The organism is Streptomyces sp. SL06, from assembly GCF_058244745.1.
On the sequence record NZ_JBSYOT010000002.1, the window covers coordinates 4,512,879 to 4,529,266 of the forward strand.

General features: G+C 72.3%; 13 protein-coding genes, 1 tRNA gene and 1 pseudogene. 11 read left to right on the top strand and 4 right to left on the bottom strand.

Features of this window, described 5'->3' with window-relative positions:
* Window positions 1-77 precede the first annotated feature (77 nt).
* From AC4IHM_RS20580 to AC4IHM_RS20615, 8 genes are all read left to right on the top strand, one after another.
* Window positions 78-1,376, top strand: coding sequence for an extracellular solute-binding protein (locus AC4IHM_RS20580; protein ID WP_490868473.1), 1,299 nt, complete (start codon window positions 78-80; stop codon window positions 1,374-1,376).
* Window positions 1,373-2,320 (top strand): carbohydrate ABC transporter permease, encoded by a 948-nt coding sequence (locus AC4IHM_RS20585; RefSeq protein ID WP_490868474.1) that lies wholly within the window; start codon window positions 1,373-1,375, stop codon window positions 2,318-2,320. The genes AC4IHM_RS20580 and AC4IHM_RS20585 overlap by 4 nt, the downstream gene beginning before the upstream one ends.
* Window positions 2,317-3,162, top strand: a complete 846-nt coding sequence (locus AC4IHM_RS20590) for a carbohydrate ABC transporter permease (RefSeq protein WP_490868475.1) — start codon at window positions 2,317-2,319, stop codon at window positions 3,160-3,162. Before AC4IHM_RS20585 ends, AC4IHM_RS20590 begins: the two co-directional genes overlap by 4 nt.
* 1 nt (window position 3,163) lies before the next feature.
* Window positions 3,164-4,777, top strand: a complete 1,614-nt coding sequence (locus tag AC4IHM_RS20595; protein ID WP_490868476.1) for a beta-N-acetylhexosaminidase — start codon at window positions 3,164-3,166, stop codon at window positions 4,775-4,777.
* 242 nt (window positions 4,778-5,019) lie between these two features.
* Window positions 5,020-5,913 carry an FAD binding domain-containing protein gene (locus AC4IHM_RS20600; protein WP_490868477.1) on the top strand — a complete coding sequence of 298 codons (894 nt, stop codon included), beginning with the start codon at window positions 5,020-5,022 and terminating at the stop codon, window positions 5,911-5,913.
* Entirely contained in the window at window positions 5,910-7,796 is a 1,887-nt protein-coding gene (locus tag AC4IHM_RS20605; RefSeq protein ID WP_490868478.1) for a (2Fe-2S)-binding protein, read from the top strand. Before AC4IHM_RS20600 ends, AC4IHM_RS20605 begins: the two co-directional genes overlap by 4 nt.
* The gene (locus tag AC4IHM_RS20610; RefSeq protein WP_490868479.1) at window positions 7,793-10,111 is read left to right on the top strand and encodes a xanthine dehydrogenase family protein molybdopterin-binding subunit; all 2,319 of its coding nucleotides are present in this window, start codon (window positions 7,793-7,795) and stop codon (window positions 10,109-10,111) included. The genes AC4IHM_RS20605 and AC4IHM_RS20610 overlap by 4 nt, the downstream gene beginning before the upstream one ends.
* 154 nt (window positions 10,112-10,265) lie before the next feature.
* The gene (locus AC4IHM_RS20615; protein WP_490868480.1) at window positions 10,266-10,928 is read left to right on the top strand and encodes an SUKH-4 family immunity protein; all 663 of its coding nucleotides are present in this window, start codon (window positions 10,266-10,268) and stop codon (window positions 10,926-10,928) included.
* Here the strand turns inward: AC4IHM_RS20615 and AC4IHM_RS20620 are convergent.
* The 4 genes and pseudogenes from AC4IHM_RS20620 to AC4IHM_RS20635 all read right to left on the bottom strand — a co-directional run bounded on the left by AC4IHM_RS20620 (window position 10,897) and on the right by AC4IHM_RS20635 (window position 12,656).
* Window positions 10,897-10,971 (bottom strand) — tRNA-Cys (locus AC4IHM_RS20620). The genes AC4IHM_RS20615 and AC4IHM_RS20620 overlap by 32 nt on opposite strands.
* A gap of 143 nt (window positions 10,972-11,114) precedes the next feature.
* A complete protein-coding gene (locus AC4IHM_RS20625) occupies window positions 11,115-11,969 on the bottom strand; it encodes a helix-turn-helix domain-containing protein (protein WP_490868481.1) in 855 nt (284 codons plus the stop codon).
* Window positions 11,970-11,976: 7 nt separating this feature from the next.
* Window positions 11,977-12,493, bottom strand: a pseudogene (locus AC4IHM_RS20630) (DUF6879 family protein).
* A complete protein-coding gene (locus tag AC4IHM_RS20635) occupies window positions 12,477-12,656 on the bottom strand; it encodes a hypothetical protein (RefSeq protein ID WP_490868482.1) in 180 nt (59 codons plus the stop codon). The pseudogene AC4IHM_RS20630 and the gene AC4IHM_RS20635 overlap by 17 nt, the downstream one beginning before the upstream one ends.
* A 51-nt stretch (window positions 12,657-12,707) precedes the next feature.
* Here AC4IHM_RS20635 and AC4IHM_RS20640 point away from each other — a divergent pair, with 51 nt between their 5' ends.
* The 3 genes from AC4IHM_RS20640 to AC4IHM_RS20650 all read left to right on the top strand — a co-directional run bounded on the left by AC4IHM_RS20640 (window position 12,708) and on the right by AC4IHM_RS20650 (window position 16,274).
* Window positions 12,708-13,046 (top strand): hypothetical protein, encoded by a 339-nt coding sequence (locus tag AC4IHM_RS20640; RefSeq protein WP_490868483.1) that lies wholly within the window; start codon window positions 12,708-12,710, stop codon window positions 13,044-13,046.
* Window positions 13,047-13,504: 458 nt separating this feature from the next.
* On the top strand, window positions 13,505-15,301 hold the full coding sequence (locus tag AC4IHM_RS20645) for a DEAD/DEAH box helicase (protein WP_490868484.1): 1,797 nt from the start codon (window positions 13,505-13,507) through the stop codon (window positions 15,299-15,301).
* A 313-nt stretch (window positions 15,302-15,614) separates the two neighbouring features.
* Window positions 15,615-16,274, top strand: a complete 660-nt coding sequence (locus AC4IHM_RS20650) for an IclR family transcriptional regulator (RefSeq protein ID WP_490868485.1) — start codon at window positions 15,615-15,617, stop codon at window positions 16,272-16,274.
* Window positions 16,275-16,388 lie beyond the last annotated feature (114 nt).

A 16,388-nucleotide genomic window follows, 5' to 3' on the forward strand; every position in this document is an offset into this window, starting at 1 on the left:
GTCCATACCCTCCTGGATGTTGTGCAGAGCGAAATCGTCATTGCATATGTTGCAACGCACGCCCGGAGGAAGACTCCATGAAGCTCGCCCCCCGCCTGGCCGTACTGCTGGCCGCCGCCGTCGTCTCCGCGACCGCGTGCGCCCCCCAGACGTCCGACAACTCCTCCTCCGGCAAGGACGAGAAGAGCGGCACACTACGGATCTGGCTCTTCCAGGAGGTCAACAACAAGCCGAAGGAAAAGGTCGTCGACGCGGTCCTGGCCGGCTTCGAGAAGGCCCACGACGACACGAAGGTCACCGTCGAGTACATCCCCGTCGAGACCCGCGCCCAGCGCATCAAGGCCGCCTTCAACGACCCGAAGAGCGCCCCCGACCTGATCGAGTACGGCAACACGGACACCGCCGGCTATGTGAAGGACGGCGGACTCGCCGATGTCGGCGCGGAGTTCGGGGCCTGGGCCGAGGCCAAGGACACCGACCCCACCGCCCGGCAGTCGGTCACCGTGGACGGCAAGGTCTACGGCGCCCCCTACTTCGTCGGAGTCCGGGCCCTGTACTACCGGACCAACGTCTTCGACGAACTGGGCCTCGACGCCCCCCGGTCGCTGGACGAACTGGCCGCCACCGCGAAGAAGGTCCGGGCCGCCAGGCCGGGCCTCTACGGCATCGCGGTCGGCGGCGCCTACACCTACGGCGCGATGCCGTTCATCTGGGCCAACGGCGGCGAACTCGCCACCGGCAAGGGAGGCTCGTACGCCTCGGCGATCGACAGCGCCGCCGCCCGAAAGGGCATCGGGGCGTACACGTCCCTCTTCGGCGACGACAACTGCCCCGCCGCCAAGTGCGCCGGCATGACCGGCAACGACACCATCACCGCCTTCGCTTCCGGCAAGGCGGCCATGGCGATCGGCGGCGACTTCAGCCACCAGGCCGTGGAGTCCGGCGCGGTCAAGGGCAAGTACGCGGTCGTGCCGCTGCCGGGCGTCGAGTCCGGCTCCACCGCCCCGGCCTTCGCGGGCGGCAACAACATCGGTGTCCTGAAGAGCACTTCGCACCGCACCCTCGCCGTCGACCTGATGAAGCGGCTCGCCTCCAAGAAGGCGCAGGGCGAACTGTTCGACGCGATGGGCTTCCTGCCGACCTTCACGGACGTACGGCAGCAGGTCGCGGCGAAGGAGCCGTACGTGAAGCCGTTCGTCGACACGCTCGCCGCCGGCACCAAGTTCGTGCCGGCCTCGCCCGCCTGGGCGACGATCGACTCCTCGCAGGTGCTGCCGACGATGTTCCAGGAGGTCGTCAGCGGCAAGAAGGACGTGGACGCCGCCGCCGGGGACGCCGCGAAGAAGATGGACGCGGCGTTCGGCTCCGCCGGATGAGTGTGGCACCCTCCGGGCCGGGGGGAGCGGTTCGCGGTGGCTCGCCGCGCCGTTCCCCGCGCCCCTTCGGGCGCTCCTCCGGTGTGCCCTGGCTGTATCTCGCGCCCGCTCTCGTCGTCCTCGGCGGGCTGCTCGTCTATCCCGTCTACCAGCTCGGGCTGATCTCCTTCCTGGAGTACACGCAGGCCCAGGTCTCCGGTGGGGAGCCGACGACCTTTCAGGGGTTCGGCAACTACGCCGAGTTGTTCGGGGACGGCGAGTTCTGGCGGGTGCTGCTCGCCACCGTGGTGTTCGCGGCGGCCTGTGTCGTGTCGACGCTGGCCGTCGGCTGTGCGCTCGCCGTGCTGCTCACCCGCGTGCGGGCCGTGCCGCGGCTCGCGTTGATGCTGGCGGGACTGGGCGCGTGGGCGACCCCGGCGGTCACCGGTTCGACGGTCTGGCTGCTGCTGTTCGACGCCGACTTCGGGCCCGTCAACCGGATGCTGGGCCTCGGCGACCACTCCTGGACGTACGGGCGCTACAGCGCCTTCCTGCTCGTCCTGCTCGAAGTGGTCTGGTGCTCCTTCCCGTTCGTCATGGTGACCGTCTACGCCGGGATCCGGGCCGTGCCCTCCGAGGTCCTGGAGGCCGCCGCGCTCGACGGCGCCTCGCAGTGGCGGATCTGGCGCTCGGTGCTCGCGCCGATGCTCCGGCCGATCCTGGTGGTCGTCACCATCCAGTCGGTCATCTGGGACTTCAAGGTCTTCACCCAGATCTACGTCATGACCAACGGCGGCGGCATCGCCGGCCAGAACCTCGTCCTCAACGTCTACGCCTACCAGAAGGCGTTCGCGTCCTCGCAGTACAGCCTCGGCTCCGCGATCGGCGTCGTCATGCTGCTGATCCTGCTCGCCGTGACGCTGGTGTACCTGCGGCTGCTGCGCCGCCAGGGGGAGGAGCTGTGAATCTTCCGCGCGCGCGTGTGCGCCGTCCGTGGCGGCTCGCGGCGGAGGCGTCGGCGCTGCTGATCGCGGTCGTGGTGGCCTTCCCGCTGTACTGGATGGTGCTGAGCGCCTTCAAACCGGCCGGGGAGATCGCGTCGAGCCGGCCGCGGCCGTGGACGCTGACGCCCTCGCTGGATTCCTTCCGACGGGTCTTCGGGCAGCAGGAATTCGGCCGTTACTTTCTCAACAGCCTGATCGTGGCGGGCACCGTCGTGATCGCCTCGGCGCTCATCGCGTTCCTCGCGGCGACCGCGGTGACGCGTTTCCGGTTCCGTTTCCGGACCACCCTGCTGATCATGTTCCTGGTGGCCCAGATGGTGCCCGTGGAGGCGCTCACGATCCCGCTGTTCTTCCTCATGCGGGACTTCGGCCAGCTGAACACGCTGGGTTCGCTGATCCTGCCCCACATCGCCTTCTCGCTGCCGTTCGCGATCTGGATGCTGCGGGGCTTTGTGAAAGCGGTCCCACAAGCGCTGGAGGAGGCCGCGTACATCGACGGAGCCGGCCGCGCGCGATTCCTGTGGCAGATCCTTTTCCCGCTGGTCCTGCCGGGCCTCGTGGCCACCAGCGTCTTCTCCTTCATCTCGACCTGGAACGACTTCCTGTTCGCCAAGTCGTTCATCATCAGTGACACCTCCCAGTCGACGCTGCCGATGGCGCTGCTGGTCTTCTACAAGCCGGACGATCCCGACTGGGGCGGCGTGATGGCGGCCTCGACGGTGATGACGATTCCGGTGCTGGTCTTCTTCGTACTCGTACAACGACGACTCGTCTCCGGCCTCGGCGGAGCGGTGAAGGACTGACGTGACGGACCTCATTCCCCAGCCACGGCAAGTGACCTCGCGGGGGCCCGGTTTCCTCGCCCTCGGCCCGGACACGGGAATCGTGGCGGGCGTCGGCACGGAGCACACCGAACGCCGGCTGCGCGCCGCCCTGGGCGCGGCCACCGGCCTGCCGCTCGCCCCCGGGACGGGAGACGGCGACGTCATCCGCCTGTCCCTCGACGGTGAACTGGACGCCGAGGGCTACCGCCTCGACATCACCCCGGCCGGCGTGCACCTCGCCGGCGGGAGCCCGGCCGGCCTCTTCCGGGGCGCCCAGACGCTGCGGCAACTGCTCGGTCCGGACGCCTTCCGGCGCGCGCCGCTTCCCGGCCGGCGGTGGCGACTGCCGCTGGTCCGCGTCGAGGACGCGCCCCGCTTCCGCTGGCGCGGCCTGATGCTGGACGTCGCCCGGCACTTCATGCCGAAGGACGGCGTCCTGCGCTACCTGGACCTGATGGCGGCGCACAAACTCAACGTCCTGCACTTCCATCTGACGGACGACCAGGGCTGGCGGGTCGAGATCAAACGCCACCCGAGGCTCACCGAGACCGGCTCCTGGCGGGCCCGCACCAAATACGGCCACCGCGCCTCTCCGCTCTGGGAGGACAAACCCCACGGCGGTTACTACACCCAGGACGACATCCGCGAGATCGTCGCCTACGCCGCCGAACGGCACATCACCGTCGTCCCCGAAATCGACGTGCCCGGACACTCGCAGGCCGCCATCGCCGCGTATCCGGAACTCGGCAACACCGATGTCGTCGACACCGCGGCCCTCACCGTCTGGGACACCTGGGGCGTCTCCGAGAACGTACTCGCCCCGACGGAGCGCACACTGCGCTTCTACGAGGGCGTTTTCGAGGAACTCCTGGAGCTTTTCCCCTCGGAGTTCATCCACGTCGGCGGCGACGAATGCCCCAAGGACCAGTGGCGGCGCTCGCCCACCGCGCAGGCCCGCATCGAGGAACTCGCACTCGCCGACGAGGACGAACTCCAGGCCTGGTTCATCCAGCACTTCGACACCTGGCTCGCCGAACGCGGGCGCCGGCTCATCGGCTGGGACGAGATCCTGGAGGGCGGACTGGCCAAGGGCGCGGCCGTCTCCTCGTGGCGCGGCTACGCGGGCGGGGTCGCCGCCGCGCGCGCGGGGCACGACGTCGTGATGTGCCCGGAGCAGCAGGTGTACCTGGACCACCGTCAGCACGCCGGCGAGGACGAGCCCGTGCCGATCGGCTTCGTGCGCACCCTGGAGGACGTCTACCGGTTCGAGCCGGTTCCCCCGGAACTGACGCCGGACGAGTCCGGACATGTGATCGGCACCCAGGCGAACGTGTGGACCGAGGTGATGGAGAACCAGGCGCGCGTCGACTACCAGACCTTCCCGAGGCTCGCCGCGTTCGCCGAGGTCGCCTGGAGCGACCTGCCCGCCCCGCCCGACCGGGACTTCGCCGGATTCGAGCGGCGGATGGCCGCCCACTACCGGCGGCTCGACGCCCTGGGCGTCGGCTACCGGCCGCCCGCCGGTCCGCTGCCCTGGCAGCGGCGGCCCGGGGTGCTCGGCCGGCCGATCGACGGGCCACCGCCGAACAAGTAAGGAGAAAGCCCCGAAACGCCACTGAAGAGTGGCAACTCGTGCGCACCGCGCGTACCACCGATCACCGGCCATCCCATGCGAAAACGGGCCATGTCACTGATGAGGTGGGCGAATGCCTCCTAGCGGACCCCTGCGTTCGGGCCCTGCAAAGATGTGCCAGAGTTGCCACGTCCGCCCTGTCAGGTCGTACCGTACGGCCTCATGGGCGGGACCAGGTGGGACAGCGGGAAGGGGCAGTCGGGTTGACCACGCACGCACCGCGGGCGGCGCAGGCCGTCACGCTGCCCACGACACTGGACGAGGCCGTGGCGGCGCTCACCGCCATGCCCGCCGCCGTTCCGGTCGCGGGCGGCACGGACCTGATGACCGCCGTCAACTCCGGCCAGCTCAGGCCCGCCGCGCTGGTGGGCCTCGGCCGGATCAGCGAGATCCGCGGCTGGCAGTACCAGGACGGGCACGCGCTCCTCGGCGCGGGACTCACCCACGCCCGCATGGGCCGCCCGGACTTCGCCGCGCTCATCCCGGCGCTCGCCGCCGCCGCGCGCGCCGCCGGGCCGCCGCAGATCCGCAACGCGGGCACCTTGGGCGGCAACATCGCCTCGGCCGCCCCCACCGGGGACGCGCTGCCGGTGCTGGCCGCCCTTGAGGCAACACTGATCATCGCGGGCCAGGACGGCGCCCGCCGCGAGGTGCCGGTCTCGCACCTGCTGGCCGGCATGGAGATGCTCCGCGCGGGCGAGCTGATCGGCTATGTGCGCGTGCCGCTGCTGCACGCGCCGCAGGTCTTCCTGAAGGCGACCGGCCGCACCGGACCCGGCCGCGCCACGGCCTCCGTGTCGCTGGTCCTCGACCCCGCCAGGCGCGGGGTGCGGTGCGCCGTCGGCGCCATCGCGCCGATGCCGCTGCGGCCCCTGGAGGCCGAGCAGTGGGTGGCCTCGCTCATCGACTGGGACAACGGCCGCGCGATAGTCCCCGAGGCCCTGCACGGCTTCGGCGAGTATGTCGCCGCGGCCTGCATCCCCGACGCGGCCCCGGCCGAGGACGGTTCCGTACCGCAGCTCCCGCCCGGCGTACTGCACCTGCGGCGCACCGTCGCCGCGCTGGCCCGACGAGCACTGGGGAGGGCGCTGTCGTGACCGACGACCAGCACGGAGAGGGCACGCCCCCGAGCGGAGGACGCTGGGACCCGCTGCCCCAGGGCGAGTACGACGACGGCGCCACCGCCTTCGTGAAGCTCCCCGAGGGCGGCGTGGAAGCGCTCCTGGCCTCCGCGGACACCCCGCTCGCCGCGCCCGGACACGGCTATGTGCCGCCGCAGATCACGGTTGCGCCGACCGACGGCGCCGACCCGGCGGGCAACGGCTCCTGGGCGATGCCGGCGGCGCCGTCCGCACCCGTGGACGGCACCCAGTGGCACGTCCCGGAGGCGGGGCAGGGACACACCGGTCACCAGGACCCCGGCGCGCACCAGGGGTACGACGCCTACCCGGGGCGGGACCCGTACGGCGGGGCCGCGCCCTACGACCCGAACGCCGGGCGGGGCGACGGCGACCGGTTCGCCCACCGGCCCGAGGGCACCGGCCAGTGGGACTTCCCCGGGAACGCGGACGCGGCGCCCGGACCAGGGCCCGGCCAGGACGTGACCGGCCAGGATGTCACCGGCCAGTGGTCCATCCCCGTCGCCGACGGGGACCTGCCGGACGAGTCGGGCGAGTTCACCACGTCGTCGCTGGCCGAGCAGTGGGGCGGCGCCGCGCCGGCCACCCTGCCCGGCGGCGCCTCCGCACCGTGGGCCGCCGAGCCGCCCGCCCAGCCGTGGGACGACCGCGCGGCGGACGCCGGACCGGCCGGCGGACAACGGCCGGGCGGGGCTGCGTCCGCGCCCGGTGCCGGTGCCGGTCCGTACGCGGGGGCACCGGCGGAGCGCGCCGCGGAGACCGTCTCCTCGGCACGGCCGGCCGACGCGACGGTGACCGAGGAGCCCCAGGGGGCCGAGGAGGCCCCTGAGAGGCCCGCAGAGCCCTCGGCGGACTCCATCGGGAACTCTGCATCGGGAACCCGCCCGAAGGCCGCCCAGGAGCCTCTGGCGGGCCCGGCACCGGCCGCCGCGCAGGAGCCCGGCGCGACGCGGGAAGCAGCGCGGGAATCCGCGCCGGACGGCGAGCGCGGACCGGGGGCCGAGCCCCGCACCGCCCCCCGGGACGACCCGGCGGCCGGCGCGGCGGTCGGCCCAGCCGCCGATCCGGTCGCCGACCATGCCGACGCCGGGGAGCAGGCCCCCGAGGGACCGCACGAGGAACACCCCCTCGCCTCCTACGTGCTGCGCGTCAACGGCGCCGACCGGCCCGTCACCGACGCCTGGATCGGCGAGTCGCTGCTGTACGTGCTGCGCGAGCGGCTCGGCCTCGCGGGCGCCAAGGACGGCTGCTCGCAGGGCGAGTGCGGCGCGTGCAACGTACAGGTCGACGGACGCCTGGTCGCCTCCTGCCTGGTCCCGGCCGTGACCGCGGCAGGCAGCGAGGTGCGTACGGTCGAGGGCCTGGCCGCCGACGGACGGCCGTCCGACGTGCAGCGGGCGCTCGCCCGGCGCGGCGCGGTGCAGTGCGGCTTCTGCGTGCCCGGCATGGCGATGACCGTGCACAACCTCCTGGAGGGCAACCCGGCGCCGACCGAGTTGGAGGCCCGGCAGGCCCTGTGCGGCAACCTGTGCCGCTGCTCCGGCTACCGGGGCGTCCTGGAGGCGGTCAAGGAGGTCGTCGCCGAGCGCGAGGCGCATGCCGCCGAAGCGCACGCCGCGGACGCCGACGAGCCGCCCCGCATCCCGCACCAGGCGGGGCCGGGCGCGGGCGGCGTCAACCCGTCGGCGTTCGAGCCCCAGGGGCCGCCCGGGACGGCCGAGGGACCGCACTCCCAGGGACCGCACTCCCGGGGCCCGCACGGCGAGCCCTACGACGACCGGTCCTACGGCGACCAGACCTACGGTGACCAGCCCAACGGCCGGGACGGAGGCCACGCGTGAGCAACGACGCCGCGACTGCGGAGGCCGCGGGAACCGCCGAGGCGGCCGCCCCCGCCCCCGACCCGATCCCGCACGGCCTCGGCGTGTCCCTGCCGCCCGCCGACGCCCGCGCCAAGACCGAGGGCACCTTCCCGTACGCCGCCGACCTGTGGGCCGAGGGCCTGCTGTGGGCGGCCGTCCTGCGCTCACCGCACCCGCACGCGCGCATCGTGTCCATCGACACCACCCACGCGCGCGAGATGCCCGGCGTCCGCGCGGTGGTCACCCACGAGGACGTGCCCGGCACGCCGGTGCACGGACGCGGCCGGGCCGACCGCCCGGTGTTCGCCTCCGAGGTCGTACGCCACCACGGCGAGCCCATCGCCGCCGTCGCCGCCGACCACCCGGACACCGCGCGGATGGCCGCCGCCGCCGTCATCGTCGAGTACGAGGTGCTCGACCCGGTGACCGACCCGGAGCAGGCCTTCGAGGCCGAGCCGCTGCACCCGGACGGCAATCTGATCCGGCACATCCCGCTGCGGCACGGCGACCCGGAGGCCGCCGGTGACATCGTCGTCGAGGGTCTGTACCGCATCGGCCGCCAGGACCCGGCCCCCATAGGAGCCGAGGCGGGCCTCGCCGTGCCGAGACCCGACGGCGGCGTGGAGCTGTACCTGGCCTCCACCGACCCGCACGGCGACCGCGACACGGCCGCCGCGTGCTACGGCCTCGCGCCCGAGCAGGTGAAGATCGTCGTCACCGGGGTGCCCGGCGCCACCGCCGACCGCGAGGACCAGGGCTTCCAGCTGCCGCTCGGCATGCTGGCGCTGAAGACCGGCTGCCCGGTGAAACTGACCGCCACGCGCGAGGAGTCCTTCCTCGGCCACACCCACCGCCACCCCACCCTCCTGCGCTACCGCCACCACGCGGACGCCGAGGGCCGGGTGGTCAAGGTCGAGGCGCAGATCCTGCTCGACGCGGGCGCCTACGCCGACACCTCCTCCGACGCCCTGGCCGCCGCGGTGGCCTTCGCCTGCGGCCCCTACGTCGTCCCGAACGCCTTCATCGAGGGCTGGGCCGTGCGCACCAACAACCCGCCCTCCGGGCACGTCCGGGGCGAGGGCGCCATGCAGGTCTGCGCCGCCTACGAGGCGCAGATGGACAAGGTCGCCAAGAAGCTGGGCCTGGACCCGGCCGAGGTACGGCTGCGCAATGTGCTGGCCACGGGCGACGTGCTCCCCACCGGCCAGACGGTCACCTGCCCGGCCCCGGTCGCCGAACTCCTCCAGGCGGTACGGGACTTCCCGCTGCCTCCGCTGCCCAAGGACACGCCCGAGGACGAGTGGCTGCTGCCCGGCGGCCCCGAGGGCGCGGGCGAACCGGGCGCGGTGCGCCGGGGCGTGGGCTACGGCATCGGCATGGTGCACATGCTCGGTGCCGAGGGCGCCGACGAGGTCTCCACGGCCACCGTGAAGGTCCAGGACGGCGTGGCGACGGTGCTGTGCGCGGCCGTCGAGACCGGCCAGGGCTTCACCACGCTGGCCCGGCAGATCGTGCAGGACACCCTCGGCGTCGAGGAGGTGCGGGTGGCCCCGGTCGACACCGACCAGCCCTCGGCCGGCCCGGGATGCCGGGGCCGCCACACCTGGGTGTCGGGCGGCGCGGTGGAACGGGCGGCCAAGATGGTCCGCACCCAGCTCCTCCAGCCCCTCGCGCACCAGTTCGGGATGTCCACCGAGCTGCTCCAGATCGCCGACGGCAAGATCACCTCGTACGACGGTGTGCTCTCGACCACGGTCACCGAGGCGCTGGACGGCAAGGAACTGTGGGCCACCGCCCAGTGCCGTCCGCACCCGACCGAGCCGCTGGACGAGGCCGGGCAGGGTGACGCCTTCGTCGGCATGGCCTTCTGCGCGATCCGCGCGGTGGTGGACGTCGACATCGAGATCGGCTCGGTACGGGTGGTGGAGCTGGCCGTCGCCCAGGACGTGGGCCGCGTGCTCAACCCGGCCCAGCTCACCGCGCGTATCGAGGCGGGCGTGACGCAGGGCGTCGGCATCGCGCTCACGGAGAACCTGCGCACCCCGCGGGGCCTGATCCGCCACCCCGACCTGACCGGCTACGCCCTGCCGACCGCGCTGGACACCCCGGACATCCGGATCGTGAAACTCGTCGAGGAACGCGACGTGGTCGCGCCCTTCGGCGCCAAGGCGGTCAGCGCGGTGCCGGTCGTGGCCTCCCCCGCGGCCGTCGCCTCCGCCGTGCGCGCGGCCACGGGACGCCCGGTCAACCGGCTCCCGATCCGGCCGCAGGCCGCGGTGGTCACCGGGAACTGAGCCGCGCGAGGCAACGGGCGGGGGTGTCCGGCGCGTCTTGAGGGGTGGGCGGGGTGCGCGCGCTGAGGCGTTGTCAGTGGTGGCGCGTAGGCTCCGCAGGAGTGGGAACGGCGGCCGCCCGCGCACGGGCAGGCACACATTCTCGGGGGAGAACATGCACGCAGTCATGGACGAGACGACGACCACGGTGTGCCCGGCGGCGCCGTCGCTGGTGACCCGGGTCCGTCTGGCGACCTCGTTCGAGGACCCGCGGTGGCCGCGCGGCGCCGCACGGCGCGCACCGGGGGCGTGCGAGGGGCCGTCGCTGTGGAACACGTCCACGCTGATGGGCTGCCTGCTGCTGACGGCGGGCCACCGCACCGCGCCGGGGCCGTCGCGGGAGCTGCCGGCCCGGTTCCTGGACCGGGACTTCGGCCGGCGCGGGGTGACGCGCTTCGAGGACGTGGACTTCCCGAGGACCCTGCGGCACGAACCCACCCGCCGCTTCCTGCGGGAGACGGGCCTGCCGGAGGATGCCCACCCCTTCCGCCGGGACGGTGACCCGGACGACCTGGCGCTGCCGACGCTGGCCGAGTACTGCGGCGAGTTCCCCGAACACCGGACGCCCGACCGCGCGGACCACCTCATACGCCTGGGCCGGCTGACGGACGGCCATCACGTGGTGCTCGACGGCACGACGGGCGCGATCCTGACCTGGCGAACCCCCGACACCGCCCCGCGCCCCCTGACGCCGGACGTCACCGCCCTCGCCCTCACCCTCTGGGCACTGCGCCGCACGGCGCGACTGGAGGCCGTGGCGGGGATCGAACCCGCGTAACTCGCTTTGCAGGCGAGCCCCTCAACCACTCGGGCACACGGCCGTGTCACGAGCTGGGGCCGAGACGGTCCCGAACTCGTTGACTCGACCGTAGATCGGCGCGGGGGAGAGGCTCAAGACATCCGGAGCCTCCGCAACGCGACTGCCACACGCCGTTCACGAACGAGGGCTCGCGCGCGCACCGCGTCAGCGCAGGGACTCGATGACCCGGAGGATGACGGCGCGCGCCTCGGCCCCGTACACGGCGACGTCGGTGAGCCTGGCGAACGCCCGGAGGTAGATGTCGAGTTCGCCCGGGGCGGTCACGGTCACCTTCGCCGCGAGCAGCTCGACGTGGATGCGTGTGTCGTCGAAGACCGTGAACTGTTCGAGTGGCCACATGATGCCCTCGCGGGACGCCGAGGCGGGGATGATGCCCAGCGACATACGCGGCAGGCTCATGGCGGCCAGGAGACTGCCGAGCTGGCCGGCCATCACCTCCGTGTCCCCCACCCGGTGCCGCAGCACGTTCTCCTCGATGAGGGTGGCGAAGCGGTGGTCTCCCTCGTGGACGACGTGGGAGCGGCGCATGCGTGCGTCGACGGCTTCGGCCACGTCGTCGGGGGTGCCGCGGAAGTCCGCGATGGTGCGCATCAGCGCGGTGGCGTAGCCGGGGGTTTGCAGGTATCCGGGGATGACGTGCGAGGCGTACACGCGGAAGACCCGAGTGCGCTCGTACAGGGGAGCGGAGGCCTCCTGGAGATGGCGCATGCCGCTGCGCTGGAGCCGCTTCCACTGGACGTACATGGAGTCGGCCTGCCGATTGGCCGCGACGAGGTCCGCCGCCTGGTGTTCGGCCCCGCACGCCGAGCACCAGGCCCTGATGTCCGCGTCCGACGGAGGCGTGTTGGCGTTCTCGATACGGGATGTCTTGGCGACGGACCAGCCGCAGCGCGCGGCGAGTTCCCTGCCGGTGATGCCCGCGTCCAGGCGCAGCTCGCGCAGGCGGCCTGCGAGGACCGCGCGTGCTTCCTGCACGCTGGACGTGGGGGAGGGACGCATGACGTGTTTACTCGACCTCGTAGGTGTCGTGGGCGATGGCGTGGTCCCAGACATTCTCGAACGCGGTTGAGTACAAGTCGACCACGCTCGGCTCCTCGCACGGTTCCTTGGCGATCCATTCTCCGTCTCCGGAGAAGTGGTGGATACGGATCAGACGGTTGTCGAAGATCCAGAAGTCGTTGGCCGGCAGGAGCACGGCCGTTGCCGTGCGGCGGGGCAGCCAGCGCACCACCTCACCCGCCTCGGTGTTGGCGCGGGTCTGGTAATGCTCCCAGCGGATGTAGTCCGTGACCGGTTCGGAGACGACGCGGGCGCGCCGTACGGTGACGCCACGGCTGACGGCGTCCGCGATGTTCTGGTGGTAGGGACGCCACCAGGAGGCCTTGTCGTCCCAGTCGGTGCGCTCCCCTCGCAGCCAGGCCTCGAAGCGCGGGTTGCTGTAGTAGAACGTCCCGCGTCTCCAGGTGGACGGCGCTGTGCTGACAGCGTGCGATGAGTTCGCTGAACTCAGGCATCGAGTTCATCGCACGCCTTCCTGATGATCGGGATCATCCGCTTCGGAACCCGGATGACGGACTCGCCGTCCGGAATCGGGGCCCTGGCCGGGGACAGCGCGTCGCACGTCGCCGTTGTCTCCTCGTCGGCGTCGTACCCCTGGATCAGCAGGTCGCCGGCCTCCGGGTCCACCCATACCGTCGGGCATCCGTCCTCGACACTCTGAAGAACACCCCCGGAGTCGTGCAGGTGCGGACTCTGGCCGAGGCCGGCGACACCAAGCACCCGTACGGCGTCGCGGTCACGACGGCCGACGGCGAGGCTCGCTGGCAGATCATCGGCCAGCTCGCCGAGGGAGAGCGCCACGGTCACGCCGAGGCGCCTGTCGAGGGAGCACCGGCCGCGTGGACGGACGCGGTGGGCGACAACCCGGAGGGCTGGCTCGCCGCTGCCATCGGCCGTGCCGAGTCCCCGGAGATCGCCCGCATCGAACGCTGGTCCATCCGCGAGGACCGAGGCGACGACCAGGGGATGACCCTCGTCTTCCACAGCGGCGCGAAGGCGTACGTGCGTAAGCTCTGACTCTCCCCGCCGACTGTCACGCGGGAAGCGCTCAGCACCACTGGTCACACCATCACGACGAGGTCAGGAGCCCGACATGCGTAACAGGTTCGACCCCGGCCGGACGAACGCCTGCTGCCCAGTCGGCGGCGCCGAGTTGTGACACGACCGAGCGAAGTCCCGCCCGTCCGCATGGGGCGGGTGCGGACGGGCGGGGCCGGTCAAGGCTGGATCACTGGGCGAGCTGCCCACTGCCTGGGCACATCTCTCGGGTGCCCTGCCTCTGGTGCGGGCCGTCGGGTCGCCAGGCTCCGGGCCGCCGTAGCCCCCCACCCGGTTGCCGTGGTTCGCGCGCCCACTGTGACGTCCGTCCCACCCGGGGGTGACCCACCCCGGGGCGCGCTTCGGTCGGGGTGGGGCGCCGGTAGGGTGGCCCGGTTGTCATACGTGGCCGAGCCGTTCTACCCCCTTCGGAGACCGTGACTACCACCGCCAGCTCCAGCACCTCGCACCACCTGTCCCCGGCCTTCCCGGGCCGTGCCCCCTGGGGCACCGCCGGCAAGCTGCGGGCCTGGCAGGAGGGGGCGATGGAGAAGTATCTCCAGGACCAGCCCCGGGACTTCCTGGCGGTCGCCACCCCCGGCGCCGGAAAGACGACCTTCGCCCTGACGCTCGCGTCCTGGCTGCTGCACCACCACGTCGTGCAGCAGGTGACCGTCGTCGCGCCGACCGAGCACCTGAAGAAGCAGTGGGCGGAGGCCGCCGCGCGGATAGGGATCAGGCTGGACCCCGAGTACAGCGCGGGCCCGCTCAGCCGCGAGTACCAGGGCATCGCCATCACCTACGCGGGCGTCGGCGTACGCCCCATGCTGCACCGCAACCGCGTCGAGCAGCGCAAGACCCTCGTCATCCTCGACGAGATCCACCACGCCGGTGACTCCAAGTCCTGGGGCGAGGCCTGCCTGGAGGCGTTCGAGCCGGCCACGCGGCGCCTCGCGCTGACCGGCACGCCGTTTCGCTCGGACACCAACCCGATCCCCTTCGTGGCGTACGAGGAGGGCGACGACGGCATCCGCCGCTCCGCCGCCGACTACACCTACGGATACGGCTCCGCGCTCGCCGACGGCGTCGTGCGCCCCGTCATCTTCATGAGCTACAGCGGCAACATGCGCTGGCGCACGAAGGCGGGCGACGAGATCGCGGCGCGCCTCGGCGAGCCCATGACCAAGGACGCCGTCAGCCAGGCCTGGCGCACCGCGCTCGACCCGCGCGGCGAGTGGATGCCCGCCGTGCTGCGCGCCGCCGACCAGCGGCTCACGGAGGTCAGGAAGGCCGTCCCGGACGCCGGCGCCCTCGTCATCGCCGCCGACCAGGACTCCGCCCGCGCCTACGCCAAGCTGATCCGCGAGATCACCGGCAGCAAGGCCACCGTCGTGCTGTCCGACGACACCGGCGCCTCCAAGAACATCGACGACTTCAGCGGCAGCACCGACCGCTGGATGGTCGCCGTCCGCATGGTGTCCGAGGGCGTCGACGTGCCGCGTCTGGCGGTCGGCGTGTACGCCACCACCATCTCCACCCCCCTCTTCTTCGCCCAGGCCGTCGGCCGCTTCGTACGGTCCAGGCGGCGCGGCGAGACGGCGTCCGTCTTCCTGCCGACCGTGCCCGACCTGCTCGGCTTCGCGGGCGAGATGGAGCGCGAGCGCGACCACGTCCTCGACAAGCCCAAGAAGGCGGGCGAGGAGGACCCCTACGCCGAGTCCGAGAAGGAGATGGACGAGGCGAACCGGGAGCAGGACGAGGACACCGGCGAACAGGAGCAGTTCTCCTTCGAGGCGCTGGAGTCCGAGGCCGTCTTCGACCGGGTGATGTACAACGGCGCCGAGTTCGGCATGCAGGCCCACCCCGGCAGCGATGAGGAGCAGGACTACCTGGGCATCCCGGGCCTGCTGGAGCCCGACCAGGTGCAGATGCTTCTCCAGAAGCGGCAGGCCCGCCAGATCGCGCACAGCCGCAAGAAGCCCGACGACGAGGCCGACCTGCTCGAACTGCCCGCCGACCGGCGCCCGGTCGTCTCCCACAAGGAGCTGATGGAGCTGCGCAAGCAGCTCAACAGCATGGTCGGCGCCTACGCCCACCAGAGCGGCAAGCCGCACGGCGTGATCCACACCGAACTGCGCCGCGTGTGCGGCGGCCCGCCCAGCGCCGAGGCCACCGGCGGACAACTGCGCCAGCGGATCGCCAAGGTGCAGGAGTGGGCTACCCGCATGAAGTGAAAAAGTGGGGCACGGGGCTGTGGGTTTCCTGTCCGTACCGGCGGAACATATCGGGACGAATGCCGACACTCGATAACGGTTGGCGCCCGGATTCTGGACGGAGCCTTCCGCTGAGCGGACCTGGTAGTTACTGTCCCGCTACGCACACGCCCCGTGGCAGCGCCGCCGCGGAGCGCAGCCGTGAAGCGACTGGGTCCGGGCACAAGGCCGGGCCGTCAGCCGATCGGGGGCCTCTGAAGCACGTCACGGACGGGACTCGGTGACGCATCCGCCGCGAGGGGGCCGCCGACCTCACCACTAAGGAGTGGGCGTCGTGACCGCGGAGACCTCTCAGACGCTCGACCGGGGACTGCGGGTCCTCAAGCTGCTGGCCGATACGGACCACGGGCTGACCGTGACCGAGCTGTCCCACAAGCTGGGCGTGAACCGGACCGTCGTGTACCGGTTGCTCGCCACGCTGGAGCAGCACGCACTCGTACGCCGGGACCTGGGTGGCCGCGCCCGGGTCGGACTCGGCGTCCTCGGCCTGGGCCGCCAGGTGCACCCACTGGTCCGCGAGGCGGCCATGCCGGCCCTGCGCTCGCTGGCCGAGGACATCGGGGCGACGGCCCATCTGACCCTGGTGGACGGTGCCGAGGCCCTGGCCGTGGCAGTCGTCGAGCCGACCTGGACGGACTACCACGTGGCCTACCGCGCGGGTTTCCGCCATCCCCTGGGCCAGGGAGCCGCGGGCAAGGCCATACTCTCCGCCCGCCGGCCCCCACAGCCCGCCGACGGCACGACGGAGCCGCCCGGATACACCCTGACCCACGGCGAACTGGAGGCCGGTGCCTGCGGGGCGGCGGCGCCGCTGCTCGGGGTGACGGGGGTGGAGGGCAGTGTGGGCGTGGTCATGCTGTCGGACGTCGTCCCGGAACGCGTGGGCGAACGCGTGATGCACGCGGCACGGGAGGTGGCGGAGGCGCTGCGGTGACCTCCTGGCAGTGCGTGCGGGAGATCCCGGCGCAGCCGTCACGCGGTGCCCCCGATCCCGGGAAGCGGCGTCGGGGCGAGGCAGCGGTACGGCTGCCCGCGACAGGGGCGCAAG